Source organism: Pseudomonas oryzihabitans, from assembly GCF_007665395.1.
GTDB classification, from domain to species: domain Bacteria; phylum Pseudomonadota; class Gammaproteobacteria; order Pseudomonadales; family Pseudomonadaceae; genus Chryseomonas; species Chryseomonas psychrotolerans_C.
This window is the reverse complement of sequence record NZ_VDND01000004.1, coordinates 322,300-346,316: the sequence shown is the minus strand read 5'-3', so window position 1 is coordinate 346,316 and position 24,017 is coordinate 322,300. Positions and strand designations below refer to the sequence as shown.

The window sequence follows — 24,017 nt, the reverse complement described above, 5'->3', positions numbered from 1 at the left end:
TTGTGTTTCCGGGCCCCGCCAAAGGCATCGGGGGACGCGAATCCTACCCCTCCACCAGCCCCTTCACCCGCTGTGCCAGCGTTTCCACCGCGAAGGGCTTGGTGAGTATCGCCATGCCCGGTTCCAAGTGGCCGTCGTTGAGCAGCGAGGTTTCGGCGAAGCCGGTGATGAAGAGTACCTTGAGCGCCGGGCGGTAGACGCGGGCGGCGTCGGCGAGTTGGCGGCCGTTCATGCCGCCGGGCAGGCCGACGTCGGTCACCAGCAGGTCGATGCGGGCGTCGGAATGCAGGACTTCCAGGCCGCCGGCGCCGTCGGCGGCTTCGATGATGACGTAGCCCAGCTCGCGCAGCAGGTCGGTCACCAGCATGCGCACCGTGGGTTCGTCGTCGACCACCAGCACGGTGGCATTGGCACCTTCGAGGGCTACGCCGAGACGCTTCGCCTCAGCGAGTTCGCAGGGGCGCTCGGCCAGGCGCAGCGGCAGGTAGAGGCAGACGGTGGTGCCCGCACCGGGCGCGGAGCGCAGGCGCAGCTGGCCGCCCGACTGGCGGGCGAAACCATAGATCATCGACAGGCCGAGGCCGGTGCCCTGCCCCATCGGCTTGGTGGTGAAGAAGGGTTCGAAGGCCTTGGCCGCCACGTCCGGGGTCATGCCGCTACCGCTGTCGGTCACCCGCAGGTGCAGATAGCGCCCTGCTGCCAGCTCGAAGTCCGGGGTCGCCGAGGTACCCACCTGGAGGTAGCTGGCTTCGATGAGGATGCGCCCGCCGCCGGGCATGGCGTCGCGGGCGTTGATGCAGAGATTGAGCAGGGCGTTTTCCAGCTGGGACTGGTCCACCAGCAGCGGCTGGTCGTCCGGCAGGCTGACGAACTGCACCTGGATGCTCGGGCCGACGGTGCGTTGCACCAGATCGAGCATACCGCCCACCAGCTGGTTGACCAGGGTGGGCTCGGGCGCCAGGGTCTGGCGGCGGGCGAAGGCCAGCAGTCGGTGGGTCAGGGCCGCCGCCCGCTTGGCACTGCCCTGGGCGGCCAGCAGGTATTTCTCCAGCTCGGTGAAGCGGCCCTGGCCGATGCGCAGGCTCATCAGGTCCAGGCTGCCGGAGATCCCCGCCAGCAGGTTGTTGAAGTCGTGGGCCAGGCCCCCGGTGAGCTGGCCGACGGCTTCCATCTTCTGCGACTGGCGCAGCGCCTCCTCGGAACGTCGCAATTCTTCGGTACGCTCCTCGACGCGCTGCTCCAGGGTGGCGGTGAGTTCGCGCAGGTCGGCCAGGGCGCGGTCACGTTCGTCGGCCAGGGCGCGACGCCCGTCCACGTCCAGCAGCACGCCGGGAAATCTCAGCGGGGTGCCGTCCGGCGCCAGCTCGACATGGCCGTTGGCTTCCAGCCAGTAGTAGCGGCCGTCGCGGCGGCGCACGCGGTACTGGTGGGCATAGCGACCGCCGCGACCGATCACCTCGGCGATGGCGGTGGCAAGACCCGCCTGGTCGTCCGGGTGGACGTTGGCGACCACCTGGGCCAGGCTCAGGCCACTGCGACCGAGTGCCGGGTCCAGGCCGAAGCTGGCGGCGAAGGCCTCGTCGACGGTGAATCTGTCGGTGGGCAGGTCCCAGTACCAGGTGCCGATGATGGCGCCAGCCGCCAGCGCCAGGCGGACCCGCTCGGCATTGACCCGGGCATTGCTTTCGGCCTCCCGGGCGCTGTCGCGCTCGTCGATGCGGGCGGAGAGTTCCTGCTCGAGGCTGAGGTTGTGCCGGCGCAAGGCGGCTTCCGCCACGTCGCGCTGACGATGGGCCTGGACGCTGGCGGTGGTCTCGGTGGTGATGTTGAGCATGCCGACGATGGTCTCGCCGTCCCGCAGCGGGCTGTAGGAAAAGCTCCAGTAGGTGTCCTCGGGATAGCCGTTGCGGGTCATAACGAAGTGCTTGTCGACGAAGTGCAGCGCCTCGCCGGCCAGGGTCCGCTCGATCAGGGGCGCGATCTCGCACCAGAGCTCGGCCCAGACCTCATGGATCGGCTGCCCCAGCGCCGCAGGATGCCGGGCGCCGAGAAAGGGCGCATAGGCCGGGTTGTAGATCAACGTCTGCTCGGCGCCCCAGGTCGCGCACATGGCGAAGGGCGAGGCCATCAGCAGGTCGTAGGTGGTGCGCAGCGCGACCGGCCAGTCAGGGCGAGCGCCCAGCGGCGTGGTTTCCCAGGCAAAGGTTTCGAGGTAGGACAAGGGACGACTCTCTGGCAGAGGCGCTGATGGATCTCGTGGCCGCCAGACCCTCAGCTATAGGCCCAGACGGCCATGATAGGCGGGTTCACGGCTACCTTGCCAGTCCCGCGGGTAACCGGCGGCAGGCGGCTGGTCGCCAGTGGCAGACCCGCCCTGCGGCATGCTGTCCTGGCAAAACGACTGGCATGCCCCGCGGGCATCTCTTACCTTGTGGCCCCCGCTGTCGCTGCCAGGTATCCGCTCGTCATGTCCGCGTCACCCACCCCGCCCGAGGAGCTGCAACGCAGCCTGTCCAACCGTCATCTGCAACTGATCGCCATCGGCGGCGCCATCGGCACCGGCCTGTTCATGGGCTCGGGCAAGACCATCGCCCTCGCCGGTCCGTCGATCCTGCTGGTCTATCTGATCATCGGCAGCGCGCTGTTCTTCGTCATGCGCGCCCTGGGCGAGCTGCTGCTGGCGAACCTGGAATACCGCTCCTTCATCGATTTCTGCAGCGACCTGCTCGGCCCCTGGGCGGGTTTCTTCTGCGGCTGGACCTACTGGTTCTGCTGGATCGTCACGGCCATCGCCGATGTCATCGCCATCGCCGCCTATGCCCAGTTCTGGTGGCCCGGCCTCGCGCCCTGGATCCCGGCGCTGCTGTGCGTGCTGCTCCTGCTGGGGCTCAACCTGGTCACGGTGCGGCTGTTCGGCGAATTGGAATTCTGGTTCGCGTTGATCAAGATCGTCGCCATCTGCGCCCTCATCGTCACCGGTTTCGGCCTGGTGCTCTGGGGCTTCCGCTCCCCTGCGGGCAACGTCGCCAGCCTCGCCAATCTGTGGAACGACGGTGGCGTCTTCCCCATGGGCCTGGGCGGCTTCTTCGCCGGCTTCCAGATCGCGGTGTTCGCCTTCGTCGGCATCGAGCTGGTGGGCACCACCGCCGCCGAGACCGCCGATCCCCGGCGCAACCTGCCCCGCGCCATCAACTCCATTCCGCTGCGCATCCTGGTGTTCTATGTGCTGGCGCTGGTGGTGATCATGGCGGTGACGCCCTGGCGTCAGGTGGTGCCGGACAAGAGTCCCTTCGTCGAACTCTTCGTCCTGGCCGGCGTGCCCATGGCGGCCAGCCTGATCAATTTCGTGGTGCTGACCTCGGCGACCTCCTCGGCCAACAGCGGCATCTTTTCCACCAGCCGCATGCTCTATGGCCTGGCCCGCGAAGGCCATGCGCCGCGCGGCCTCACCCGTCTCTCGCGGGCGGCGGTACCGGCGCGGGGGCTGGTGCTGTCCTGCCTGTGCCTGCTGCTGGGCACGCTGCTGATCTACCTGATTCCCAACCTGGTCACCGCCTTCACCCTGGTCACCACCCTGGCAGCGGTGCTGTTCATGTTCGTCTGGTCGCTGATCCTGCTGGCCTGGCTGGCCTACCGTCGCCACCGCCCGGAGCAGCATGCCGCCGCGACCTTCCGCCTGCCGGGCGGGCGCTGGGTGTGCTACGCCGTGCTGGCCTTCTTCGCCGGGGTGCTGGTGCTGCTGACGCTGCAGGACGATACCCGCCAGGCGCTGCTGGCCAGCCCCCTGTGGTTCCTGTTGCTGGGGGTGGGTTACGCCTGGCAACGACGTACCGCTGGCAACCGCTAGGGGAAGGGCTCAGCCCACCGTCCAGAGTTCGTCGAGACGGGTGGTATAGCGCGGACTGAGCAGGTCGCGGCGCATCTGCCAGGCGGGATCGCGCGGGATGCGTGCGGGCCTCAGGGTCTCGCGGCCGAACTTGCCGTTGATGGCGTCCAGGGTCGCCATCAGGCGGGTGCTGGCCGGATCCGGCGCGGCGGCGAAAAGATCGCTGGCGAGGTCTTCGCGGCGGCAGAGGTCGAGTAGCAGGATCTCCGCCTTGGCATAGCCGAAGCCATCGCGAAAGATCTCGCGCAGACCGGACTGGGCGTAGTCGTTGAGCACCCGGGTGTCGTCGCTGGCCACCGGCAGCGTGAGCAGCGCGGCATTGGCGTAACGGCCCTCGTCGGCACCGTGCATGCTGGTCTGGATGCTGACCCGCAGCGCTCGGCAGAGCGAGCCCTGGGCGCGCAGCTTTTCCGCGGCGCGGGCGGTGTAGCTGGCCACCGCCTCGGCCAGGACGCCGAACTGATACTGACGCCGGCCGAACATGCGGCTGCTGCAGATCGTCTGCCGCGGCGCCTCCAGTTCCTCCAGGCTCAGGCAGGCCAGCCCGCGCAGTTCCCGGGCGGTCTTTTCCAGCACCACGCTGTATCTCTGCCGCAGCGACCAGGGGTCCTGCTGGGCCAATTCCCAGGCAGTGGTCACCTGCTGGCCGCGCAGGCGCGCCGCCAGACGCCGGCCCACGCCCCAGACGTCTTCGATCGGCGAATGCCGCAGCACCCAGTCATGCACCGCCGGGTCGCGCAGATCGAGCACCCCACCGGTACGCTCCGGCCAGCGCTTGGCCGCGGCGTTGGCCAGCTTGGCCAGGGTCTTGGTGCCGGCGATGCCGACGCTGACCGGAATGCCCGTCCATTTCTGCACCCGCGCCTGCAGGCGGTGGCCGAGGGCATCCAGCGGTTCGGGCAGACCGGCCAGCTCGGCGAACACCTCGTCGATGCTGTAGCGCTCCAGCCGTGGCACCAGGGTCGCCAGGGTCCGCATCACCCGGTCGCTCAGGTCGCCATAGAGGGCATAGTTGGAACTGAAGACCTCGACCTCGCCGCGTTGGGCCAATTCGCGCACCTGGAACCAGGGCGTGGCCATGGCGATGCCCAGGCGCTTGGCCTCGGCCGAGCGGGCGATCACGCAGCCATCGTTGTTGGACAGCACCACCACCGGGCGCTGGGCGAGATCGGGACGGAAGACGCGCTCGCAACTGCAGTAGAAGGCGTTGCAGTCGATCAGCGCCAGTACCGACTCAGCCATGGCCGAAGCACCGCAAGCCGTGGGTGGCCACGCCCCAGACCTCGAAGTCGTCGCGCTCGCCGATGACCAGCGGCGCATAGGCCGGGTTTTCCGCCAGCAGCACGAAGTTGGCGCCGCGCCGGCCCAGGCGCTTGAGCGTGGGCTCGCGGTCGCGCACCGCCACCACGATGTCCCCCACCCGCGCCGGCCGCGAGCGGTCGACGATGACCAGGTCACCGGGAAAGATGCCGACGCCGGTCATGCTGTCGCCGCTGACCTTGATCACATAGGTGTGGGGCGCGCGCAGGTCGACCAGCTCATCCAGCGAGACCTGGCGCTCCAGATGATCCTGGGCCGGCGACGGAAAGCCGCACGAGAGGCGAACCTCGTGGAGCGGCAGCTGGGTCGGCGAAGACTCCAGGCGACCCAGGACGGTGATGGACATGACGCGGCGCTCCTGCGGATAACTGTCTATTTATACAGTTATCCACCGCTACCCGGTCTGTAAAGCGCGGCCTGGCCCCTGCCGATGAGTGGTGCCGTCAGGCGCTGAGCCGGAAGCGCGAAACGACCCCGCGCAGGTCTTGGGAGAGGGTGGCCAGGCGCTCGGCGGTACCGGCGTCCGCCTCGATCCCACCCAGCACCTGGACGGTGCTGGAGCGGATGCCGGTGGTGTTGCGGTTGATGTCCTCGGAGACCGCGGCCTGTTGCTCGGCAGCACTGGCGATCTGCACGTTGACGTCGACGATCCGTTCCACCGCCGCACCGATGCTGGTCAGGCTGACGCTGGCCTGCTCGGCGGCCGCCACCCCGGTCAGGGCATGGCCGCGACTGGCCTGCATCTGGCCCACGGCTTCGGCGGTCGCGCCCTGGAGCTGCTCGATGATGCGGCGGATCTCCTCGGTGGAGGTCTGGGTGCGCGAGGCCAGGGTACGGACCTCGTCAGCCACCACGGCGAAGCCGCGGCCCTGCTCACCCGCCCGGGCGGCCTCGATGGCGGCGTTGAGGGCCAGCAGGTTGGTCTGCTCGGCGATGGTACGAATCACCGCGATGACCCCACCGATGGCCTGGCTGTGGTTTTCCAGGGCCGCGACCTTGTTGGCGCTGAGATCCACCTCGGCGGCCAGGGCTTCGATGGCCTGTTGCGTCTGCTGCATCACCCGCGCGCCCTGCTGGGTCGCCTCATCGGCCTGCTGGGCGGCGGCCACGGCGCCTTCGGTGTTGTGGGCGACGTCCGCCACGCTGGCAGTCATCTCGGTGATGGCGGTGGCCACCTGATCGGTTTCGGCCTGCTGTGCCTGCATGGTCGAGCGCGCCTGGCCGATGGAGCTGGCCAGGGCGCCGGAGGCCTGGGCCACCGCATCGGAGGCTCGGTCGACCTCGCGCAACGAGTGGCCGAAGGCCTCCAGCATCGCGTCCAGGCTACGGCCGATGTCGGCGATCTCGTCGCGACCCCGCAGCGCGGCGCGGCGACTCAGGTCGCCCTGGGCGGCGGCGGCCGTGACGCTGACCAGGCCGGCGATCCCCAGGCGCAGGGCCTGGTAGATGCCGGCGAAGGTATAGGTCAGCAGCAGCAGGGCCGCCGCGATCATGCCCAGCACCAGGTTGCGCAACAGGGTCTCGTGGGCCAGGCGCTCGACCAACATCTGCGCCAGGATGCCCTGGGCCTCTTCCTGCACCTGATAATAACGCGCGACGACGGCACTACCCTGGGTACCTAGGGCCCGGCCATCGACCTTTCCCTCACCGCCCATGGCGACCAGCATGCCCTGGCGGAAATTGGCATAGTCATCCGCCGCCTGGGAGATGGACGCCTTGAGGCGCTGGGCCAGCTCCGGCGCCTGGCGGGCCAGGAGCTTGAGTGCCTGTTCCAGTTCGTCAGCGGTCTGCCGCTCCTGCCGCACCAGACTGCGCGCGACCGTCAGGCTGGCCGGATCGAAGCGGTTGTTGGCGCTCAGGCCGAAGGCCAGGCCACGCAACTGGCCGATCAGGTTGATCTCCCGCGGCAGGCGCAACGAGGTGATATCGATGAGGAAGAGGCTGGTGTAGTCGGACTCCAGCACCAGGCCGGAGGTAGCCGAGACGTAATAGAAGAGGTTCAGGGTCTGCGTCAGCTGCTCGTTCCAGGCGTCGAACACTTCCAGCGAGTTGCCCGGCACGCCTTGCAACAGCCGCTCGGCATTCTGCCGTAACTGGCTGACGCGATCCCCGGTCTCCAAGGCGCCGTTGAGCTCGCGATCCAGGCGCCCAAGGCCGTCGTAGGCCTTGATCAGCGCGTTGCGGTTGGCTTGCCAGTCCTGCTGGGCAGAGGCGTCGCCGTCCTGAAGCCGTTTGGTCAGGGCCCGTTGCAGCATGCTCAGCCGAGCGACCGGCGTAATCTGAGCCAGATAGCGCTGGCCGTCGATTTCCTTGGTCAGGCTGACCCGTTGCTCCTGGATGTCCTGATAGATATAGAGGCTCAGAAACAGCAGCGGCACCAGGACAATGGCGGCCAGGCAGGCGAACTTGGCGGGGAACCTCAGACGATTCATCACCCTGACGGCGGGGGTCAACAGATTCATGGCAGACTCACAGGCGGCGGATAGAGGACAAGACAGGGCTGTACCGCCCTTTTTTGTGACGCAGTAGACAAGACTTCGTACAACAGTTTCAGTGCTATCGGCCGGCCGCTTCGCTTCAAGGGCACTTTGCCACCCGGCGGTCGAAATGGCGCTCCCAACGGTCGCGGGATGCTCTAGCATGCATGACCTATTGATTCGTGACGCGCTGGTGCTCGACGGCCATGACCGCCCCGGCCAGCGACTCGACGTGGCGGTGGTGGCCGGACGTATCCAGGCGCTCGGCGACCTCGCCGACCAACCGGCACGAGAGGTCCGCGACGGCAGCGGCCTGGCCCTGGCGCCCGGCTTCATCGACGTCCATACCCACGACGACAGCATGGTCATCCGCCGCCCGCAGCAGCTGCCCAAGCTCAGCCAGGGCGTGACCACCGTGGTGGTGGGCAATTGCGGCATCAGCGCCGCCCCGGTGCGCCTGCGCGGCGAGCCGCCGGATCCGCTGAACCTGCTCGGTCCGGCTGCGGCTTTCGTCTATCCCACCTTCGCCGCCTATCGCGCGGCGGTGGAGCAGGCGCGTCCGGGGGTCAACGTGGCCGCCCTGGTCGGCCATACGGCGCTGCGCAGCAATCATCTGGACGACCTCTCACGCGCCGCCACGCCCGCGGAGATCACCGCCATGCGCAAGGAGCTGCGCGACAGCCTGGCCGCCGGTGCGCTGGGCCTTTCCAGTGGCCTCGCCTATGCGTCCGCCATGGCGGCGCCGACTGCGGAGGTGGCGGAGCTGGCCGCCGAGCTGGACGCCGTGGGCGGACTCTATGCCACCCATTTGCGCAGCGAATTCGCCGCGGTGCACGAGGCGCTGGACGAAGCCCTGGACATCGGCCGCCAGGCGCGGGCGCCAGTGGTGGTCTCCCACTTCAAATGCGCCGGGGTCGACAACTGGGGATGGGCGCCGGCATTGCTCGGCGCCCTGGCGCGGGCCGCCCAACGCCAGCCGGTCGGCTGCGACTGCTATCCCTACGCCGCCAGCTCCTCGACCCTGGACCTCAAGCAGGTCACCGATCGCCATCGCATCACCATCACCTGGTCCAGCCCGCACCCCGAGTACGGTGGCCGCGACCTGGATGCCATCGCCGCCGACTGGGGCCTGGACCTGGAGACCACCGCGCGGCGCCTGCAACCGGCCGGCGCCGTCTACTACGGCATGAGCGAAGCCGACGTGCGCCTCATCCTCGCCCACCCGCTGAGCATGATCGGCTCCGACGGCCTGCCCGAGGACCCCTTCCCCCATCCCCGGCTCTGGGGCGCCTTCCCGCGGGTGCTCGGGCATTTCAGCCGCGACCTCGGCCTCTTTCCACTGCACACCGCCGTGCACAAGATGACCGGCCTCTCCGCCGCCCGCTTCGGCCTCGAGGGCCGCGGCCTGCTCGAACCGGGCGCCCACGCCGACCTGGTGCTGTTCGATCCCGCGCGCATCCGCGACGTGGCCGATTTCAGCGACCCGCAACGCCCCGCCGAAGGCATCGAGGCGGTCTGGGTGAATGGCCGCCTGGCCTATGCGCCCGGGCAGGCCATCGCCGACCGCCATGGCCGTTTCCTACCCCGCGCCGGCGATCTGCGCCTGACCTTCCCCGCAGCCTGAGCGCCGCTCCCCGGTAACGCCTCGGCCTGGTGCAGCCCCGTTACCTTCCGCCACCTCTCGGTGCCATCCCCCTGAGCGATGGCCGCCCCTGCGCCCACACGCCCAAGCCAAGCCCTTGATTTGCAACGCCGCACGAAGAGCTGGCACAGTCACTGCAATCTATTCCGTTGTTACGAACACACTTCCGCTATAACGGAAAAGGAGCAGCAAGATGATGGGCAAGATGAAGGGGTGGAAAACGCTGGCGCTGCTGGCAGGCCTGGTCGCCATGACCGGCGCCCAGGCCGCCAAGCTGGATGACGTGCTCAAGCGCGGTCACCTGGTGGTGGGCACCGGCAGCACCAATGCCCCCTGGCACTTCCAGGGCGCCGACGGCAAGTTGCAGGGCTTCGATATCGATATCTCCAAGGTCATCGCCAAGGGCCTGTTCAATGATCCGGAAAAGGTCGAGTTCGTGGTCCAGGGCTCGGATGCGCGCATCCCCAACCTGCTCACCGACAAGGTCGACATCAGCTGCCAGTTCATCACCGTGACCGCCAGCCGCGCCCAGCAGGTGGCCTTCACCCTGCCCTACTACCGCGAAGGCGTGGCCCTGCTCCTGCCGGCCAACAGCCGCTACCAGCAGCTCGACGATCTCAAGGCCGCCAAGGGCGACCTGACCGTGGCCGTGCTGCAGAACGTCTATGCCGAGGAACTGGTGCACCAGGCGCTGCCCGATGCCAAGGTCGACCAGTACGACAGCGTCGACCTGCTCTACCAGGCCCTGGGCACCGGTCGCGCCGACGCCGTGGCCACCGACCAGTCCTCGGTCAAGTACCTGATGACCCAGAATCCCGGCCGTTACCGCTCGCCCGACTACGCCTGGAGTCCCCAGACCTATGCCTGCGCGGTCAAGCGCGGCGACCAGGACTGGCTGAACTTCGTCAACACCGCCCTGCACGAGGCCATGACCGGTGTGGAATTCCCCACCTATCAGGCGTCCTTCAAGAAGTGGTTCGGTGTCGAGCTGCCGTCTCCGGCGATCGGCTTCCCCGTCGAGTTCAAGTGACCCTGGCCCCGGCGCGGTCCGTCCGCGCCCTCTAGGTGGATGCCGTACATGGACTACACCCTCAACTTCGCCCCCGTGTGGCAGAACCTGGACCACCTGCTGGCCGGGCTCGCCCTCGGCCTGCAGCTGGCGCTGGTGGGCATCGCCATCGGCTGCCTGATCGGCCTGGCCACCGCCTTCGCCCTGCTCTCGCCGGTGCGGGCGCTGCGCTGGCTGGCGGGCGGCTATGTCACTCTGGTACGCAACACTCCGATCCTGGTGCTGATCCTGCTGCTGTACTTCGCCCTGCCCAGCGTCGGCATCCGCCTGGACAAGCTCAGCTCCTTTCTCATCACCCTGGCGCTCTATGCCGGGGCCTACCTGGCCGAGGTGTTTCGCGGCGGGCTCATGGCCATTCCCAAGGGCCAGCGCGAGGCGGGCCTGGCCATCGGCCTGCGCGAGTGGCAGATCAAGGCCTACGTCATCATCCCGGTGATGCTACGCAACGTCCTGCCGTCACTTTCCAACAGCTTCATCTCGCTGTTCAAGGACACCTCCCTTGCGGCGGCCATCGCCGTGCCGGAACTGACCTACCAGGCGCGCAAGATCAACCTGGAAAGCTACCGGGTCATCGAGACCTGGCTGGTGACCAGCGCCCTCTACATCCTCACCTGCTACGCCATCGCCCTGCTGCTGCGCCAGCTGGAGCGGCGGCTGAGCCTCGCCCGCTAGGAGCCCGATCGTGTACGAAGCCCCCTCCTGGTTCCTGGAATTATGGAACGCGCGCCAGACCCTGGCCGCCGGGTTCGCCACCACCCTGGCCTGCTCCGTGCTGGCCGTGCTCGGCGGCACCCTGCTCGGCACCCTCGGCGGCCTGGCGCTGACCTATGGCCGCTGGCCGCTGCGCCTGCCGTTCCGCGTCTACGCCGACCTGATCCGCGGCACCCCGGTGTTCGTGCTGGTACTGGCCTGCTACTACATGGCGCCGGCCCTGGGTCTGCGGCCCACGCCCTTCCAGGCCGGCACCGCGGCCCTGCTGCTGTTCTGCGGCTCCCATGTGGCCGAGATCGTCCGCGGCGCGCTGCAGGCCATCCCCCGTGGCCAGCACGAGGCGGCCAAGGCCATCGGCCTGACCTTCGCCCAAAGTCTCAAGGAGGTGCTCCTGCCCCAGGCGCTGCGCCAGATCCTGCCGACCTGGGTTAACGCCTCCACCGAGATCGTCAAGGCCTCCACCCTGCTCTCGGTGATCGGCGTGGCCGAGTTGCTGCTGAGCAGCCAGCAGGTCATCGCCCGCACCTTCATGACCCTGCAGTTCTACCTGTTCGCTGGGCTGCTGTTCTTTCTCATCAACTTCGCCATCGAGCGGCTCGGCCGCCATCTGGAAAAACGGGTGACCCTGCCATGACCGACCCGCTATTGAGCATCAACGGCCTGCACAAGAGCTTCGGTACCACCGAGGTGCTCAAGGGCATCGACCTGACCCTCGACCGCGGCGACGTGGTCACCCTGATCGGCTCCAGCGGCTCGGGCAAGACCACCCTGCTGCGCTGCGTCAACCTGCTGGAAGACTTCCAGGGCGGCAGCATCCAGCTGGCCGGCGAGGCCATCGGCTATCGCGAGGACGGCGGCCGCCGCCAGCGCCTGCCGGAGCGCGAAATCGCCCGCCAGCGGTCGCTCACCGGCATGGCTTTCCAGCAGTTCAACCTCTTTCCCCACCTCACCGCCCTGGAAAACGTCACCCTCGGCCTGCGCAAGGTGAAGAAAATGGGCAAGGACGAAGCCAAGGCCCTTGGCGAGCAGTGGCTGCGCCGGGTCGGCCTGATCGAACGGCGCGACCATCATCCCGGCCAACTCTCCGGCGGCCAGCAGCAACGCGTGGCCATCGCCCGCGCCATCGCCATGAATCCCAGCCTGATGCTGTTCGACGAACCCACCTCGGCGCTCGACCCGGAACTGGTCGGCGAGGTGCTGGCGGTGATCAAGGACCTGGCCCAGGACGGCATGACCATGCTGTTGGTGACTCACGAGATGAGATTCGCCTACGAGGTGTCCGATCGCATCGTCTTCATGAGCCAGGGCCGCATCGAGGAACAGGGCCCGCCGCGCGAGCTGTTCGAGCAGCCCAAATCCACCCGTCTCGCCGAATTCCTCGGCCGGACCTCCTTTTAAATCATCCCCTCGTTACAGGAGCAACCCTATGAGCATCACCCGTTACGGCGTCGGCGAACGCGGCGCAGGTGGCCAACCCCTGCCCTTCGCCCGTGCGGTGGAAGCCGATGGCTGGCTGCACGTCTCCGGCCAGGTGGCCATGGAGAACGGCGAGATCATCGATGGCGGCATCGTCGCCCAGACCCACAAGACCATGCAGAATCTGATCGCCATCCTGCACGAAGCCGGCTACGGTCTGGAGCATGTGGTGCGTGCCGGCGTCTGGCTGGACGATCCGCGCGACTTCTGGAGCTTCAACAAGGTGTTCGCCGAGTACTTCGCCGGCCAGGCCCCGGCACGCGCCTGCGTGCAGTCCTGCATGATGGTGGACTGCAAGGTCGAGATCGACTGCATCGCCTACAAACCCAAGACCTGAGACAGACCGGAGCTATGACCGAACCTACCCGCCAACGAGCCCGCGGCCTGGACCGCGCCTTCGATATCCTCGATCACCTCAAGCGGGTGGGTCGGCCGCTGCGCCCCAACGAGATCGCCGCTGGCCTCGGCATTCCCAAGTCCACCGTCTACGACCTGGTCGGCCTCCTGCTGGAGCGGCATATGCTCGACGCCGTGGGCCGTGACGGCCAGGTCTACCTGGGCCGCGAGCTGTATTTTCTCGGCCAGGCGCACCTGCGCCACTTCGACCTGGCCCGCGAGGCCGGGCTGCTGCTGGACGACATCGTCGCCCAGACCCGCGAGACCGCCCAGCTGTGCCAGCTCAACGGCCGCAAGTACACCGTCTCGCTGATGAAGGAAGGCGCCCGCGCCTTTCGCATCTCGTCCAACGTCGGCGAGGACGCGCCCATTCCCTGGACCGCCTCCGGCCGGTTGCTGCTCGGCCACCTGAGCGACGCCGAGATCCTCGCCCTGATCGACCCGGACGACTTCATCCTGCCCGATGGCAGCCGCCTGCCCGAGCACACCTTCATCGCCGAGATCCGCAGCGCCTGCGCCGAAGGCTTCTTTTCCTTCGACAGCATCGCCGACACCTATACCCACTGCTTCGCCGCCCCGGTGCAGGACGCCAGCGGCCTGAGCATCGCCACCCTGTGCATCGTGGCGCCGCGCGCCGATGCCCAGGCCCACCATGCCGAGTATCGCCAGGTGCTGGTCGACAGCGCCCGCCGCCTGTCCCAGCGCCTCGGCGGCCAGGAGAATCCATGACCCGCCTCACCGCTCCCGAGAAAGGCGCCGCCAACCTGGGCGATAGCCTGCTCAATGACGTCGCCCTGCCTGCACTGGTCGTCCACCAGCAGGCCCTCGACCACAACATCGCCTGGATGCAGGCCTTCGCCCGCGACCGTGGTGCGGAACTGGCACCCCACGGCAAGACCAGCATGGCCCCAGCCCTCTTCCAACGGCAGCTCGCCGCCGGTGCCTGGGGCATGACCCTGGCCACCGCGGTGCAGACCCGCGCCGCCCAGGCCCAGGGCGTCCGCCGGGTGCTGATGGCCAACCAGTTGGTCGGCGCACCGAACCTGGCGTTGATCGCCGAACTGCTCGCCGCCGACCCGGACTTCGACTTCCATTGCCTGGTGGATCATCCCGACCAGGTCACCGCCCTGGGCGCCTTCTTCGGCGAGCGCGGCCTGGCGCTGCAGGTGATGATCGAATACGGCGTACCCGGCGGCCGTTGCGGTTGCCGCAGCGAAGCCGAGGTGCGTGAACTGGCGCGGGCCATCGCCGGGCAACCCGCCCTGCGCCTGACCGGCATCGAAGGCTACGAGGGCGTCATCCACGGCGCCGAGGCGGCCACCGACATCCGCGCCTTCGCCGATTCCCTGGTGCGCCTGGCCGAAGAACTGCGCGGCCAGGGCGCCTTCGCCCTCGACCGGCCCATCGTCACCGCCTCGGGTTCGGCCTGGTACGACCTGATCGCCGCCGCCTTTGACCAGTTGGAGGTGCGCGAGCGCTTTCTCGCCGTCATGCGCCCCGGCAGCTACGTGGTCCATGACCACGGGATCTATCGCGAGGCCCAGCGTGGCGTCCTGGCCCGCACCGGTCTGCACGAAGGCCTGCAACCGGCGCTGGAGGTCTGGGCCCATGTGCAATCGATGCCCGAACCCGGTTTCGCCATCCTCGCCCTGGGCAAGCGCGACATCGCCCACGATGCCGGCCTGCCGCTGCCGCTGCGCCGTTACCAGCCCGGCCAGACTGCAGCCGACGCCGTGGACGTCAGCGGCTGCACGGTCACCGCCATCATGGATCAGCACGCCTTCATGGTCGTGGCCCCGGGGACCGCGCTGGCCATCGGCGACATCATCGCCCTGGGCACCTCTCACCCCTGCCTCACCTTCGACAAGTGGCGCCAGGGCTGCATCGTCGACGAGGAGCTGCAGGTGGTGGAGACCTTTGCGACCTGCTTCTAGGGCCTAGGGCCGCAGCTCGCCCTGCTCTTCGCCGTCCCAGTAACGCACGCGTTCGGCCTGCACCTTGATGAGGATCATGCCGGGCGTGTCGGTGCCCTGGGGAAACCAGCGCTCCAGGCTCTTGGTCCAGTGTGCCTCGAATTGCGCCTGGTCGCGGATCAGTTCAGCGCGGCCGTCGATGGCGACGAAGAGGCCAGGCTTGCCCAGCAGGCTCTTGCCTTCGGTGAAGGTCAGCCCTACCGCCGGCTCCCGCTCAATGTCGCGGATCTTGGCCGAGTCCTCGTAGGCATAGAACCAGGAGTCCCCGTCGTATTCGACGTCGCCGTTGTTGCTCATCGGCCGGCTGCTCAAGCGCCCGCTGCCGGTGGTCAGCATGCAGAAATCCAGATCGCGCATCGCTTTGGACAGGTCGTGCAAGGTCTTGTCGGCCATGAGAATCGCTCCGGTGGGTGGGCAGGGTTGCCCAGTCTGAATTCAGACCGGGGGCCAATGCCGCTTGGTTCCGGTAGGAGCCGGGTCGCCCAGCCTTTCGGACGGACTGCCTCAGTGCGAAGAGACGTAAACCGCCGACGCAGGCGGCGCCGGCAACGCATAGGTGGCCTTCATCCAGTCGATCTCCGCCAGCGGCGTCCGGCCGAACAGCCGCTTGAATTCGCGACTGAATTGCGAGGCGCTTTCGTAGCCCACGGCGAAGGCCGCGTTCGCCGCCGGCAAGGCGTCGCGCAGCATCAGCAGCCGCGCCTGGTGCAGGCGGATCGACTTCAGGTATTGCATCGGCGAGGTACCGGTCACCTGGCGGAAGTGGCGGTGAAAGCTCGGCAGGCTCATGAGGGCCTCGCCCGCCAGGGCATCCACGTCGAGCCGTTCGGCATAGCGGGCGTGCAGGGTGCGCAAGACGCGGGCGATGCGGCCGAAGTGCCCCTGGCGATCCAGGGCCGCGCGCAGCGAGCCACCCTGGGCGCCCGTCAGCACGCGATAGTACACCTCACGCAGCAGCGTCGGTCCGAGCAAGCGGGCGTCCGTGGGAACGCTCAGGACCTCCAGGAAGCGCAGCGTGGAAAGGCGCAGCGCCTCGTCCAGGGGCGAGGCATACAGCCCCCGGGGTGGCTCTCTGGGTGGGCCCAGCTCGGTATCCAGTTGCAGGACCAGTTCGCTGACCAGCTGGAAATCCAGCCGCAGGTAGATGGCCAGCAAGGGCTCCTCCGGGCTGGCATCAGTCTCCATGGTGAAGGGCACCGGCACCGAGACCACCAGGTAGTGCTGGGCATCGTAGCGATAGACGCGATCGCCGAAATAGCCGCGCTTGCCGCCCTGGCAGACGATGACGATGCCCGGATCATAGAGCACCGGAACCCCGCTGAGCGGACGATCCGAGCGCAGGAAGCGCACGTCCTCCAGGGCGCTGAGGTTGTAGCCTTCCTGCGGCGCCAACGCCCGCAGCACCTCCACGTGACGTCGGGTCAGGGGATCGCTCGGGCTCATGGGGGCTCCTTCTCAGCCATCGGTGGAACGCGTCAGGGTCTCCCAGCGCTCGATCTCCCGCGTGGCCCCGGCCAGATGTTCGCGCACCCGCTGCAAGGCATCGCTCCCCAGCAGCAGCTGCCTGGGCGGTGTCGGCATGGCGATGAGCTGCAAGATTGCCTGGGCCGCCTTGCGTGGATCGCCCAGTTGCTTGCCACTCTTGGCCTCACGCGCCGCGCGGATCGGCGCGAACTGCTCATCGTAGTCGGCGATGCTGCGCGGGGTACGGCGCATCGAACGCCCCGCCCAGTCGGTGCGGAAGGAACCCGGCGCCACGGCGGTGACCTGCACCCCGAACGGTTCCAGTTCCTGGCCCAAGGCGGCCGAGATGCCTTCGAGGGCGAACTTGCTGCCGCAATAGTAGGAGACGCCTGGAAAGGTAATGGTGCCCCCCATGGAAGTGATATTGATGATATGACCACGGCGGCGCTGGCGGAACGCCGGCAGAAAAGCCTTGATCACGGCCACGGCGGCGAAGACGTTGACCTCGAATTGCTGGCGCAGCTCTTCCAGCGGTGACTCTTCGAGAATGCCTTCATGGCCGTAGCCGGCGTTGTTCACCAGCACATCCACCGGGCCAAGCGCTGCCTGCACCTCGGCGACCACCGCCTCGAGGCGAGCGTAGTCCGTGACATCCAGCAGGATGCCGTGGGCATTGGGCGACAGGGCGGCGAAGGCCTGTCGATCGGCTTCCCGGCGCAGCGTGCCGATGACGCGATGACCGGCCGCCAGGGCTTCGCTTGCCAGCGCCTTGCCGAAACCACTGCTCACGCCGGTGATGAAAAGGGTCTTGCTCTCGTTCATGGCTCGCTCCAGTCGTTATGGAAGCGTCCATGCTAGCGCCGGTGCGCGACGCTCTCGCTGCCGGATCGTCTGGCGGTCTTGCCTAATCCTCTCAGCGTCGAGGCGCGACGCTCACGTCCCCCGCGGCTTGGCCCGTGCTGTGGGTTCGGCGATCAGCGGATCGTCCGGCCAGTAGTGCTTGGGATAGCGGCCCTTGAGATCCTTCTTCACCTCGGCGTAGGTATTGGCCCAGAAGCTGGCCAGGTCCTGGGTGACCTGCACCGGGCGGCGCGCCGGCGAGAGCAGGTGCAGCTTGACCGCCAGGCGGCTAGCGGCGATGCGCGGGGTGTCGGCGAGGCCGAACAGCTCCTGCAACCGTACCGCCAGCACCGGTGGCTGCTCGCTGTAATCCAGGCGGATGCTGGAACCGGAGGGCACCGCCAGACTGCGCGGCGCCAGTTCGTCGAGCTGTCGCGGCAGCGGCCAGGGCAACAGCCCCTGGAGCATGGCGGCCAGGTCCAGGGTGGCGAAGTGGGCCAGGCGGGTGACGCGATCCAGATAGGGCAGCAGCCAGTCTTCCAGCGTGGCCAGCAAGGCGGCGTCACTCACATCCGGCCAGTCGCTCGTCGGCTGCTGCTGCAGATCCAGCTGGCGCAGCAGCGCCACCCGCGCCTGCCACTGGCGCAGCTCCGGCGTCCAGGGCAGCAGCTCCAGGCCCTTGCGCCGCACCAGCCCAAGCAGCGCCCGGCTGCGGGCGGCGACGTCCAGGTTCTTCAGCGGCTCGCGATTCAATACCAGCTGGCCCACCCGCCGCTGGCGCTCGGCGCGCAGGACGCCCTCGCGTTCGTCCCAGTCCAGTTCGTCATGGCTGGCCACCTGCTCGGCCAAGGGCCCGTCGAACAGACCCGGCTCCAGCTCGGCAGCGAGGTAGATGCGCTCTTCGCGCTGCCCCTGGCGACTGCCCAGGTCGGCCACCACCAGCCAGGGCGACTTCATCAGCGCATCCGGCTCGCCAAAGCTGGCGGCCCGGCCATTGGCCAGGCGATAGTCCTGGCCGCCGGCCTTGCGCTGCTGGGCAACGCGATCCGGATAGGCGCAGGCCAGCAGGGCGCCGGTCCAGCGCGGGTGCTCAGGGTCGGCCACCGGCTCCGTAGCCTTGCCCCTCAGCAGACCACGATACTGGCGGACCAGCTGGCGGATGCGCGCCACGCCGCCACGCGGGCCGCGGCCTTCACCGGCCAGCAGCAGCAAGCGGGTATGCAGATCGGCGCCCTGCCCCGGCGCCAGGTCGCGCTCGCCCAGCAGCGCGGCGATCTCGCAGGCACGCTCGGGGAGGCCCCAGGCCTGGCCGCGCAGCAGCAGGTGCGCCAGGCGCGGATGGGCCGGCAGGCCGCTCATGGCCTGACCGTGGGCAGTGAGGCTGCCCTGTTCGTCCAGGGCGCCCAGGCGGACCAGCAGGTCGCGGGCCTGGGCCAGGGCGGCGGCGGGCGGGGGATCGAGCCAGGCCAGCTCTTCCGCGCTCATGCCCCAGCGCGCCAGTTGCAGCGCCAGGCCGGCCAAGTCGGCCTGGAGGATCTCGGCGCTGTCATAGGCTGGTAGTTGCTGGTGCAGCTCTTCCGACCAGAGTCGGTAGCAGACGCCCGGTTCCAGCCGCCCGGCGCGACCCTGGCGCTGGGTCGCCGAGGCACGGGAGATGCGGCGGGTGGTCAGGCGGGTCATGCCGCTACCGGGATCGAAGGCCGGCACCCGCGCCAATCCGGCGTCCACCACCACCCGCACGCCCTCGATGGTCAGACTGGTCTCGGCGATGTTGGTGGCCAGCACCACCTTGCGCGTGCCCGCCGGCGCCGGCTCGATGGCGGCGCGCTGGGCTGCCAGCTCCAGCTCGCCATGCAGCGGACAGAGCAGTACCCCGGCGGGCAGTTGCTCCGCCAGGCGCTCGGCCGTGCGGCGGATTTCCTCCTGCCCGGGGAGGAACACCAGCAGGCTGCCGCTTTCCTCGTCCAGCGCCTGCAGCACCGTGGCGGCCACCCGCGCGTCGAGGCGCTCATCCTGGCCGAGGGGCCGGCCCCAGCGGGTCGTGACCGGAAACATCCGCCCCTCGCTGCGCACCACGGGCGCTCCATCGAGCAAGGCCGCCAGCCGCTCGCCCTCCAGGGTGGCGGACATCACCAGCACCTTGAGCGGCGTATCGCGCAGCAATTCGCGACCGCTCAGGGTCAGCGCCAGGGCCAGGTCGGCGTCCAGGCTGCGTTCGTGGAATTCGTCGAAGATCACCAGGCCAACGCCCTCCAGCGCCGGGTCATCCTGCAGTCGGCGGGTGAGGATGCCCTCGGTGACCACCTCGATGCGGGTACGCGGCCCTACCCGGCTTTCCAGGCGGATGCGATAGCCCACGGTCTCACCAACCGCCTCGCCGCGCTCCGCCGCCAGCCGCTCGGCAGCCGCCCGGGCCGCAAGGCGTCGGGGTTCGAGCAGCAGGATGCGCTGTCCAGCCAGCCAGGGCTCATCGAGCAGGGCCAGGGGCACCCGGGTGGTCTTGCCGGCGCCGGGCGGTGCCTCCAGCACGCAGTCATCACGGGTGGCGAGGGCCTGGCGCAGGTTGGGCAAGACAACATCGATGGGCAGGGGCGTCATTTGGCACGGCCAGAGGTCTCAACGGGGCGGGCAGTATAAAGCGTCTCGCCCGCCTCGATTCCGGCCGCTATAGTGGCGGCCTCATCCAACAGGAGGTTGTCTATGTCGATGCGTACCCGCGCGGTGTGTGGCGTCCTCGCCGCTGCCCTGTTCACCCAATTGACCGCCTGCGGCTCGCTGTTCTATCCCGAGCGCCGCGGCCAGATCACCGGCAGTGGCCGTATCGATCCGGGCATCGTCGCCCTGGATGCCATCGGCCTGCTCTTCTACATCATCCCGGGTCTGATCGCCTTCGGCGTGGACTTCGCCACCGGCGCCATCTACCTGCCCGACAACAAGCGTGCCGAAGTGGATCCGGCCGAGCTGCACAAGGCCGTCAATGCCGATGGCAGCGTCGACCGGGCGCGCCTCAAGGCCATCATCCAGCACGCCACCGGCAACACCCTGCCGCTCGACGATCCGCGCCTGCTGCAGCGCAGCGGCAGCAACGAGCAGCTCGCCAGCCTGGGCCTCGCGCCGCGCGGCTGATGAGCGACCCGCACCGCACCGAGCGGCTGCTGCGCCGCGCCACGGCCGCTTCGGTGGCGGTGGCGACGACGCTGATCCTGGCCAAGGCGGTCGCCTGGTGGTTCAGCGGCTCGGTCAGCCTGCTCGCCGGCCTGACCGATTCGCTGCTCGACGGTCTGGCCTCGATCTTCAATCTGCTGGCGGTGCACTACGCGCTCAAGCCGGCGGATCAGGATCACCGCTATGGCCATGGCAAGGCCGAGTCGCTGGCCGGGATCGCCCAGGCGGTGTTCATCGGCGTGAGCGCCGTGCTCATCGCCTGGCAGGCGATCGGTCGCCTGCAACAGCCGGAACCCCTGGGCGCCCATGCCCTGGGTATCGCCGTCACCCTCTTCTCACTGGCGCTGACGGGTGTGCTGGTGGCCTACCAGCAGCACGTGATCCGCCTGACCGATTCCACGGTGGTGCGCGCCGACGCCCTGCACTATCGCTCCGACCTGCTGCTCAACCTGGCCATCCTGGTCGCCCTGGCGCTGACCGGCTTCGGCTGGTACTGGCTGGACCCGCTGTTCGGCCTGGCCATCGCCCTGTACATCCTCTGGAGCGCCTACGGCATCGCCCGCGATTCCTTCGGCGTGCTGATGGACCAGGAACTGCCCAGCGACATCAGCGAGCACATGCTCCAGCTGGCCTGCCAGGTTCCTGGCGTCGAAGGCGCGCACGACCTGCGCACCCGCATCTCCGGCAATCACTGGTTCGTCCAGCTGCACCTGGAGCTACCCGGCGAGATCAGCCTGTCGCGCGCCCATGTGCTCTGCGACGAGGTGGAGGCGGCGATCCGCGCCGAATATCCCCAGGCCGAGGTGCTGGTCCACGCCGATCCCCTGGATGCCCCCGACTTACCGCACCGCCATCCCCTGCCGCCTGCCACCTGAGCGGAACCCGGCGCCGCTGCGCTCCCTCGAAGCTTCTGAGCCTGATGCAGAGAGCACCCCCGAGGGTGCCGGGAGACCACCATGACTACCCTGCACCCGGTCGCGCGCCTCGCCGACCTGCGTGAAGACCGCGGTACCGCCGTCCAGATAGACGACCAGGAAATCCTGCTGCTACGCATTGGCGACGAGGTGCGCGCCTTCCAGGCCCACTGCCCCCATGCCGGCGCGCCGCTGGAGGATGGCGCGGTCTGCCAGGGCCGGCTGGTCTGCCCCTGGCACAAGGCGAGCTTCGCCGTCGACGATGGCGGTCTCTGCGAACCACCCGCGCTGGATGCCCTGCAGCGCTATCCGGTGGAGGTGCGCGACGGAGCGGTGCTGGTCGGTCGCGAGCCGCTGCCAGCGCAGACGCCTGAACTCCAGCGCGACGAGCGCCTCTTCGCCATCGTCGGTGCCGGCGCCGCGGGGACCGCTGCCGCCGCCGCCCTGCGCGAATTCGGTTTTGGCGGGCGCCTGCTGCTGATCGGTCGCGAAGCGGGCGAACCCTATGATCGTACCGCCCTGTCCAAATTCGTCCTCCAGGGCGACAAGGCCCCCGAGGAAGCGCCGCCACTGCGTGACGCCGACTTCTTCCGCCAGCAACGCATCGAACGCCTGCATGCCGAGGTGATCCGCCTGGATCCCCAAGCCCGTCAGCTGGAACTCGCCAACGGCCAGACCCTGACCTACGACGGCTGTGTGCTCGCCACGGGTGGCGAACCCAAGCCGCTCAACGTGCCGGGTGCCGAACTCGAAGGCATCCACCTGTTGCGGACCCGTGCCGACGCCGCCGCGATCCTCGCCGATCTGCCCACCGAGGCCCGCGCGGTGATCGTCGGTGCCAGCTTCATCGGTCTGGAAGCCGCTTCGGCCCTGCGCAAGCAGGGGCTGGCGGTGGATGTGGTCTCCCCCGCTTCCCTGCCCTTCGTCAAGCAGATGGGCGAGACCCTCGGCCAGCACTTCAAGACCCTGCACGAGGCCAATGGCGTGACCTTCCACGCCCCCAGCGAGGTAGTGGGCTTCGAGGGCGAGGATCGTGTCCGCCAGGTCAGACTCGAGGACGGCACACTGTTGCCCGCCGATCTGGTACTGGTCGGTACCGGCATCATCCCGGCGACCGGCTTCCTGGCCAACTTGCCCCTGGCCGAGGACGGCAGCGTCCCGGTGGATGCCCAGCTCGAGGCCGCTGAGGGGCTCTACGCCGTGGGCGATCTCGCCACCTTCCCCTTCGCCGGCCAGCCGACGCGCATCGAGCACTGGCGCCTGGCCCAGCAACACGGCCGCCTGGCGGCGCGCAACCTGCTCGGTCAGGCCGAGGCCTATGCCGACGTACCCTTCTTCTGGACCCTGCATCACGGCAAGCGATACGAATACCTGGGGCATCCGCGCCAGTGGGACGACATGCACCTCGAGGGCAGCCTCGGCGACCAGACCTTCGTCGCCCTGTTGCTCGCCGAGGAGCTGGTGGTCGGCGTGATCGCCTGCCAGCGGGAACGTGCCACCGCCCTCCTGGCCCAGCGCCTGCGCCAACCCCTGGGGCGTGCCGAGGCCCTGGACATCGTCCAGGCCAACTGAGGAACTACCATGGCCCAGCCCTATCGCGTCGGCCTGATCGCCGACACCCACGGCCTGCTCCGACCCGAGGCCCTAGAGGCCCTCGCCGGCAGCGACTTCATCCTGCACGCGGGTGATATCGGCAAGCCCGAGATCCTCGACGCCCTGCGGGAACTAGCCCCCCTGGCCGTGGTGCGGGGCAACAATGACGACGTGCCCTGGGCCGACGACATCCCCGAGCGCATCACCCTGACCCTGGCCGACGTCGGCATCCATATGCTGCACATCCTGCCGGAACTGGACCTGGCCGCCGTGCCGGCGCCGGTGCGCGTGGTGATCAGCGGGCACTCGCACAAGCCGCTGATCGAGGAGCGCGATGGCGTACTCTACGTCAACCCCGGCAGTGCCGGTCCGCGACGCTTCCGGCTGCCGATCAGCGTCGGCCGCCTGACCCTGGACGCCGGCCAGGTCCAGGCCGAGATCCTGGAACTCACTCCCTGAAGGAACCCCGATGAGCATCGACTACCACTACTATGAACCCAGCCAGGGCCACGGCCTGCCCCACGACCCCTTCAACGCCATCGTCGCGCCGCGCCCCATCGGCTGGATCTCCTCCCACAGCGAAGCCGGCATCCTCAACCTGGCGCCCTACAGCTTCTTCAATGCCTTCAACTACAAGCCGCCGCTGATCGGCTTTTCCAGCCAGGGCTACAAGGACAGCGTGGCCAACATCGAGCGCACCGGCGAGTTCGTCTGGAACCTGGCCACCCGCGAACTGGCGGAGGAGATGAATGCCAGCAGTGCCATGGTGGCGCCGGAGGTGGACGAATTCGCCCTCGCCGGCCTCGAGCCCGCCGCCTCCCGTATCGTCAAGGTGCCGCGGGTGGCCCGTGCCCAGGTCGCCTTCGAATGCAAACTGAGCCAGGTCGTGCGCCTCAAGACCGCCGCGGGTGACGAGCTGGATCAGTGGTTGGTGCTGGGCGAGGTAGTGGCCGCCCATATCGACAAGCGCCTGCTCAAGGACGGCATCTACCAGACCGCCGCCGCTCGACCCATCGTCCGCGGCGGTGGGCCGGCGGACTATTTCGAGATCACCGAGGCTGCCCTGTTCAAGATGCGCCGCCCGGACTGAC

Annotated in this window: 22 protein-coding genes; 14 read left to right on the top strand and 8 right to left on the bottom strand. The window is 68.5% G+C overall.

What is annotated here, in order from left to right; translation table 11 throughout:
• Positions 1–43 precede the first annotated feature (43 nt).
• The gene (locus FSV73_RS11640) at positions 44–2,110 is read right to left on the bottom strand and encodes an ATP-binding protein (protein ID WP_437179283.1); all 2,067 of its coding nucleotides are present in this window, start codon (positions 2,108–2,110) and stop codon (positions 44–46) included.
• A 357-nt stretch (positions 2,111–2,467) separates the two neighbouring features.
• Here FSV73_RS11640 and cycA point away from each other — a divergent pair, with 357 nt between their 5' ends.
• On the top strand, positions 2,468–3,847 hold the full coding sequence (gene cycA / locus FSV73_RS11635; protein ID WP_145007861.1) for a D-serine/D-alanine/glycine transporter: 1,380 nt from the start codon (positions 2,468–2,470) through the stop codon (positions 3,845–3,847).
• 9 nt (positions 3,848–3,856) lie between these two features.
• On the opposite strand, the gene FSV73_RS11630 is transcribed toward cycA, so the two are convergent.
• From FSV73_RS11630 to FSV73_RS11620, 3 genes are all read right to left on the bottom strand, one after another.
• On the bottom strand, positions 3,857–5,128 hold the full coding sequence (locus FSV73_RS11630; protein ID WP_145007859.1) for a Y-family DNA polymerase: 1,272 nt from the start codon (positions 5,126–5,128) through the stop codon (positions 3,857–3,859).
• Complete coding sequence (locus FSV73_RS11625) at positions 5,121–5,552, bottom strand: LexA family protein (RefSeq protein ID WP_145007857.1); 432 nt, start codon at positions 5,550–5,552, stop codon at positions 5,121–5,123. Before FSV73_RS11625 ends, FSV73_RS11630 begins: the two co-directional genes overlap by 8 nt.
• A gap of 97 nt (positions 5,553–5,649) precedes the next feature.
• Positions 5,650–7,668 carry a methyl-accepting chemotaxis protein gene (locus FSV73_RS11620; RefSeq protein WP_145007855.1) on the bottom strand — a complete coding sequence of 673 codons (2,019 nt, stop codon included), beginning with the start codon at positions 7,666–7,668 and terminating at the stop codon, positions 5,650–5,652.
• A gap of 178 nt (positions 7,669–7,846) precedes the next feature.
• Between FSV73_RS11620 and FSV73_RS11615 the strand changes: the two genes are divergently transcribed.
• The 8 genes from FSV73_RS11615 to FSV73_RS11580 all read left to right on the top strand — a co-directional run bounded on the left by FSV73_RS11615 (position 7,847) and on the right by FSV73_RS11580 (position 14,911).
• Positions 7,847–9,307: an N-acyl-D-amino-acid deacylase family protein gene (locus tag FSV73_RS11615; protein ID WP_145007853.1), complete on the top strand. Its 1,461-nt coding sequence runs from the start codon at positions 7,847–7,849 to the stop codon at positions 9,305–9,307.
• A gap of 223 nt (positions 9,308–9,530) precedes the next feature.
• On the top strand, positions 9,531–10,355 hold the full coding sequence (locus tag FSV73_RS11610; protein WP_186309220.1) for a transporter substrate-binding domain-containing protein: 825 nt from the start codon (positions 9,531–9,533) through the stop codon (positions 10,353–10,355).
• Positions 10,356–10,403: 48 nt separating this feature from the next.
• Positions 10,404–11,066 (top strand): amino acid ABC transporter permease, encoded by a 663-nt coding sequence (locus FSV73_RS11605; RefSeq protein ID WP_145007849.1) that lies wholly within the window; start codon positions 10,404–10,406, stop codon positions 11,064–11,066.
• Between the two features lie 10 nt (positions 11,067–11,076).
• Positions 11,077–11,739, top strand: coding sequence for an amino acid ABC transporter permease (locus FSV73_RS11600; RefSeq protein WP_145007847.1), 663 nt, complete (start codon positions 11,077–11,079; stop codon positions 11,737–11,739).
• Positions 11,736–12,503: an amino acid ABC transporter ATP-binding protein gene (locus FSV73_RS11595; RefSeq protein ID WP_145007845.1), complete on the top strand. Its 768-nt coding sequence runs from the start codon at positions 11,736–11,738 to the stop codon at positions 12,501–12,503. The genes FSV73_RS11600 and FSV73_RS11595 overlap by 4 nt, the downstream gene beginning before the upstream one ends.
• 28 nt (positions 12,504–12,531) lie before the next feature.
• Positions 12,532–12,918: a RidA family protein gene (locus FSV73_RS11590; RefSeq protein WP_145007843.1), complete on the top strand. Its 387-nt coding sequence runs from the start codon at positions 12,532–12,534 to the stop codon at positions 12,916–12,918.
• Positions 12,919–12,932: 14 nt separating this feature from the next.
• Entirely contained in the window at positions 12,933–13,706 is a 774-nt protein-coding gene (locus FSV73_RS11585; RefSeq protein ID WP_145007841.1) for an IclR family transcriptional regulator, read from the top strand.
• Positions 13,703–14,911, top strand: a complete 1,209-nt coding sequence (locus FSV73_RS11580; RefSeq protein WP_145007838.1) for an amino acid deaminase — start codon at positions 13,703–13,705, stop codon at positions 14,909–14,911. The genes FSV73_RS11585 and FSV73_RS11580 overlap by 4 nt, the downstream gene beginning before the upstream one ends.
• A gap of 3 nt (positions 14,912–14,914) precedes the next feature.
• Here the strand turns inward: FSV73_RS11580 and FSV73_RS11575 are convergent, their stop codons facing one another.
• The 4 genes from FSV73_RS11575 to hrpB all read right to left on the bottom strand — a co-directional run bounded on the left by FSV73_RS11575 (position 14,915) and on the right by hrpB (position 19,852).
• Positions 14,915–15,343, bottom strand: a complete 429-nt coding sequence (locus tag FSV73_RS11575; RefSeq protein ID WP_145007836.1) for a pyridoxamine 5'-phosphate oxidase family protein — start codon at positions 15,341–15,343, stop codon at positions 14,915–14,917.
• 111 nt (positions 15,344–15,454) lie between these two features.
• Positions 15,455–16,393, bottom strand: a complete 939-nt coding sequence (locus FSV73_RS11570; RefSeq protein ID WP_145007834.1) for an AraC family transcriptional regulator — start codon at positions 16,391–16,393, stop codon at positions 15,455–15,457.
• Between the two features lie 12 nt (positions 16,394–16,405).
• The gene (locus FSV73_RS11565; protein ID WP_145007832.1) at positions 16,406–17,236 is read right to left on the bottom strand and encodes an oxidoreductase; all 831 of its coding nucleotides are present in this window, start codon (positions 17,234–17,236) and stop codon (positions 16,406–16,408) included.
• A gap of 111 nt (positions 17,237–17,347) precedes the next feature.
• Positions 17,348–19,852 carry an ATP-dependent helicase HrpB gene (hrpB, locus tag FSV73_RS11560; RefSeq protein WP_145007830.1) on the bottom strand — a complete coding sequence of 835 codons (2,505 nt, stop codon included), beginning with the start codon at positions 19,850–19,852 and terminating at the stop codon, positions 17,348–17,350.
• Positions 19,853–19,954: 102 nt separating this feature from the next.
• On the opposite strand from hrpB, the gene FSV73_RS11555 reads away from it, so the two are divergent.
• The 5 genes from FSV73_RS11555 (at position 19,955) to FSV73_RS11535 (ending at position 24,016) form a co-directional block, all read left to right on the top strand.
• A complete protein-coding gene (locus FSV73_RS11555; RefSeq protein ID WP_145007828.1) occupies positions 19,955–20,380 on the top strand; it encodes a polyribonucleotide nucleotidyltransferase in 426 nt (141 codons plus the stop codon).
• Positions 20,380–21,294, top strand: coding sequence for a cation diffusion facilitator family transporter (locus tag FSV73_RS11550; RefSeq protein WP_145007826.1), 915 nt, complete (start codon positions 20,380–20,382; stop codon positions 21,292–21,294). The genes FSV73_RS11555 and FSV73_RS11550 overlap by 1 nt, the downstream gene beginning before the upstream one ends.
• An 81-nt stretch (positions 21,295–21,375) precedes the next feature.
• Positions 21,376–22,905 (top strand): apoptosis inducing factor family protein, encoded by a 1,530-nt coding sequence (locus FSV73_RS11545; RefSeq protein WP_145007824.1) that lies wholly within the window; start codon positions 21,376–21,378, stop codon positions 22,903–22,905.
• Between the two features lie 9 nt (positions 22,906–22,914).
• On the top strand, positions 22,915–23,385 hold the full coding sequence (locus FSV73_RS11540; RefSeq protein ID WP_145007822.1) for a metallophosphoesterase family protein: 471 nt from the start codon (positions 22,915–22,917) through the stop codon (positions 23,383–23,385).
• A 10-nt stretch (positions 23,386–23,395) separates the two neighbouring features.
• Positions 23,396–24,016 carry a flavin reductase family protein gene (locus tag FSV73_RS11535; RefSeq protein ID WP_145007820.1) on the top strand — a complete coding sequence of 207 codons (621 nt, stop codon included), beginning with the start codon at positions 23,396–23,398 and terminating at the stop codon, positions 24,014–24,016.
• Position 24,017: the final 1 nt, after the last annotated feature.

Coding starts and splice junctions, on each gene's coding strand:
- FSV73_RS11550 (WP_145007826.1), top strand. CDS start 20,380: ATGAGCGACCCGCACCGCACCGAGCGGCTGCTGCGCCGCGCCACGGCC.
- FSV73_RS11610 (WP_186309220.1), top strand. CDS start 9,531: ATGAAGGGGTGGAAAACGCTGGCGCTGCTGGCAGGCCTGGTCGCCATG.
- FSV73_RS11620 (WP_145007855.1), bottom strand. CDS start 7,668: ATGAATCTGTTGACCCCCGCCGTCAGGGTGATGAATCGTCTGAGGTTC.
- FSV73_RS11630 (WP_145007859.1), bottom strand. CDS start 5,128: ATGGCTGAGTCGGTACTGGCGCTGATCGACTGCAACGCCTTCTACTGC.
- FSV73_RS11585 (WP_145007841.1), top strand. CDS start 12,933: ATGACCGAACCTACCCGCCAACGAGCCCGCGGCCTGGACCGCGCCTTC.
- FSV73_RS11555 (WP_145007828.1), top strand. CDS start 19,955: ATGTCGATGCGTACCCGCGCGGTGTGTGGCGTCCTCGCCGCTGCCCTG.
- FSV73_RS11605 (WP_145007849.1), top strand. CDS start 10,404: ATGGACTACACCCTCAACTTCGCCCCCGTGTGGCAGAACCTGGACCAC.
- hrpB (WP_145007830.1), bottom strand. CDS start 19,852: ATGACGCCCCTGCCCATCGATGTTGTCTTGCCCAACCTGCGCCAGGCC.
- FSV73_RS11545 (WP_145007824.1), top strand. CDS start 21,376: ATGACTACCCTGCACCCGGTCGCGCGCCTCGCCGACCTGCGTGAAGAC.
- cycA (WP_145007861.1), top strand. CDS start 2,468: ATGTCCGCGTCACCCACCCCGCCCGAGGAGCTGCAACGCAGCCTGTCC.
- FSV73_RS11615 (WP_145007853.1), top strand. CDS start 7,847: ATGCATGACCTATTGATTCGTGACGCGCTGGTGCTCGACGGCCATGAC.
- FSV73_RS11595 (WP_145007845.1), top strand. CDS start 11,736: ATGACCGACCCGCTATTGAGCATCAACGGCCTGCACAAGAGCTTCGGT.
- FSV73_RS11640 (WP_437179283.1), bottom strand. CDS start 2,110: ATGTGCGCGACCTGGGGCGCCGAGCAGACGTTGATCTACAACCCGGCC.
- FSV73_RS11570 (WP_145007834.1), bottom strand. CDS start 16,393: ATGAGCCCGAGCGATCCCCTGACCCGACGTCACGTGGAGGTGCTGCGG.
- FSV73_RS11625 (WP_145007857.1), bottom strand. CDS start 5,552: ATGTCCATCACCGTCCTGGGTCGCCTGGAGTCTTCGCCGACCCAGCTG.
- FSV73_RS11580 (WP_145007838.1), top strand. CDS start 13,703: ATGACCCGCCTCACCGCTCCCGAGAAAGGCGCCGCCAACCTGGGCGAT.
- FSV73_RS11535 (WP_145007820.1), top strand. CDS start 23,396: ATGAGCATCGACTACCACTACTATGAACCCAGCCAGGGCCACGGCCTG.
- FSV73_RS11540 (WP_145007822.1), top strand. CDS start 22,915: ATGGCCCAGCCCTATCGCGTCGGCCTGATCGCCGACACCCACGGCCTG.
- FSV73_RS11565 (WP_145007832.1), bottom strand. CDS start 17,236: ATGAACGAGAGCAAGACCCTTTTCATCACCGGCGTGAGCAGTGGTTTC.
- FSV73_RS11575 (WP_145007836.1), bottom strand. CDS start 15,343: ATGGCCGACAAGACCTTGCACGACCTGTCCAAAGCGATGCGCGATCTG.
- FSV73_RS11590 (WP_145007843.1), top strand. CDS start 12,532: ATGAGCATCACCCGTTACGGCGTCGGCGAACGCGGCGCAGGTGGCCAA.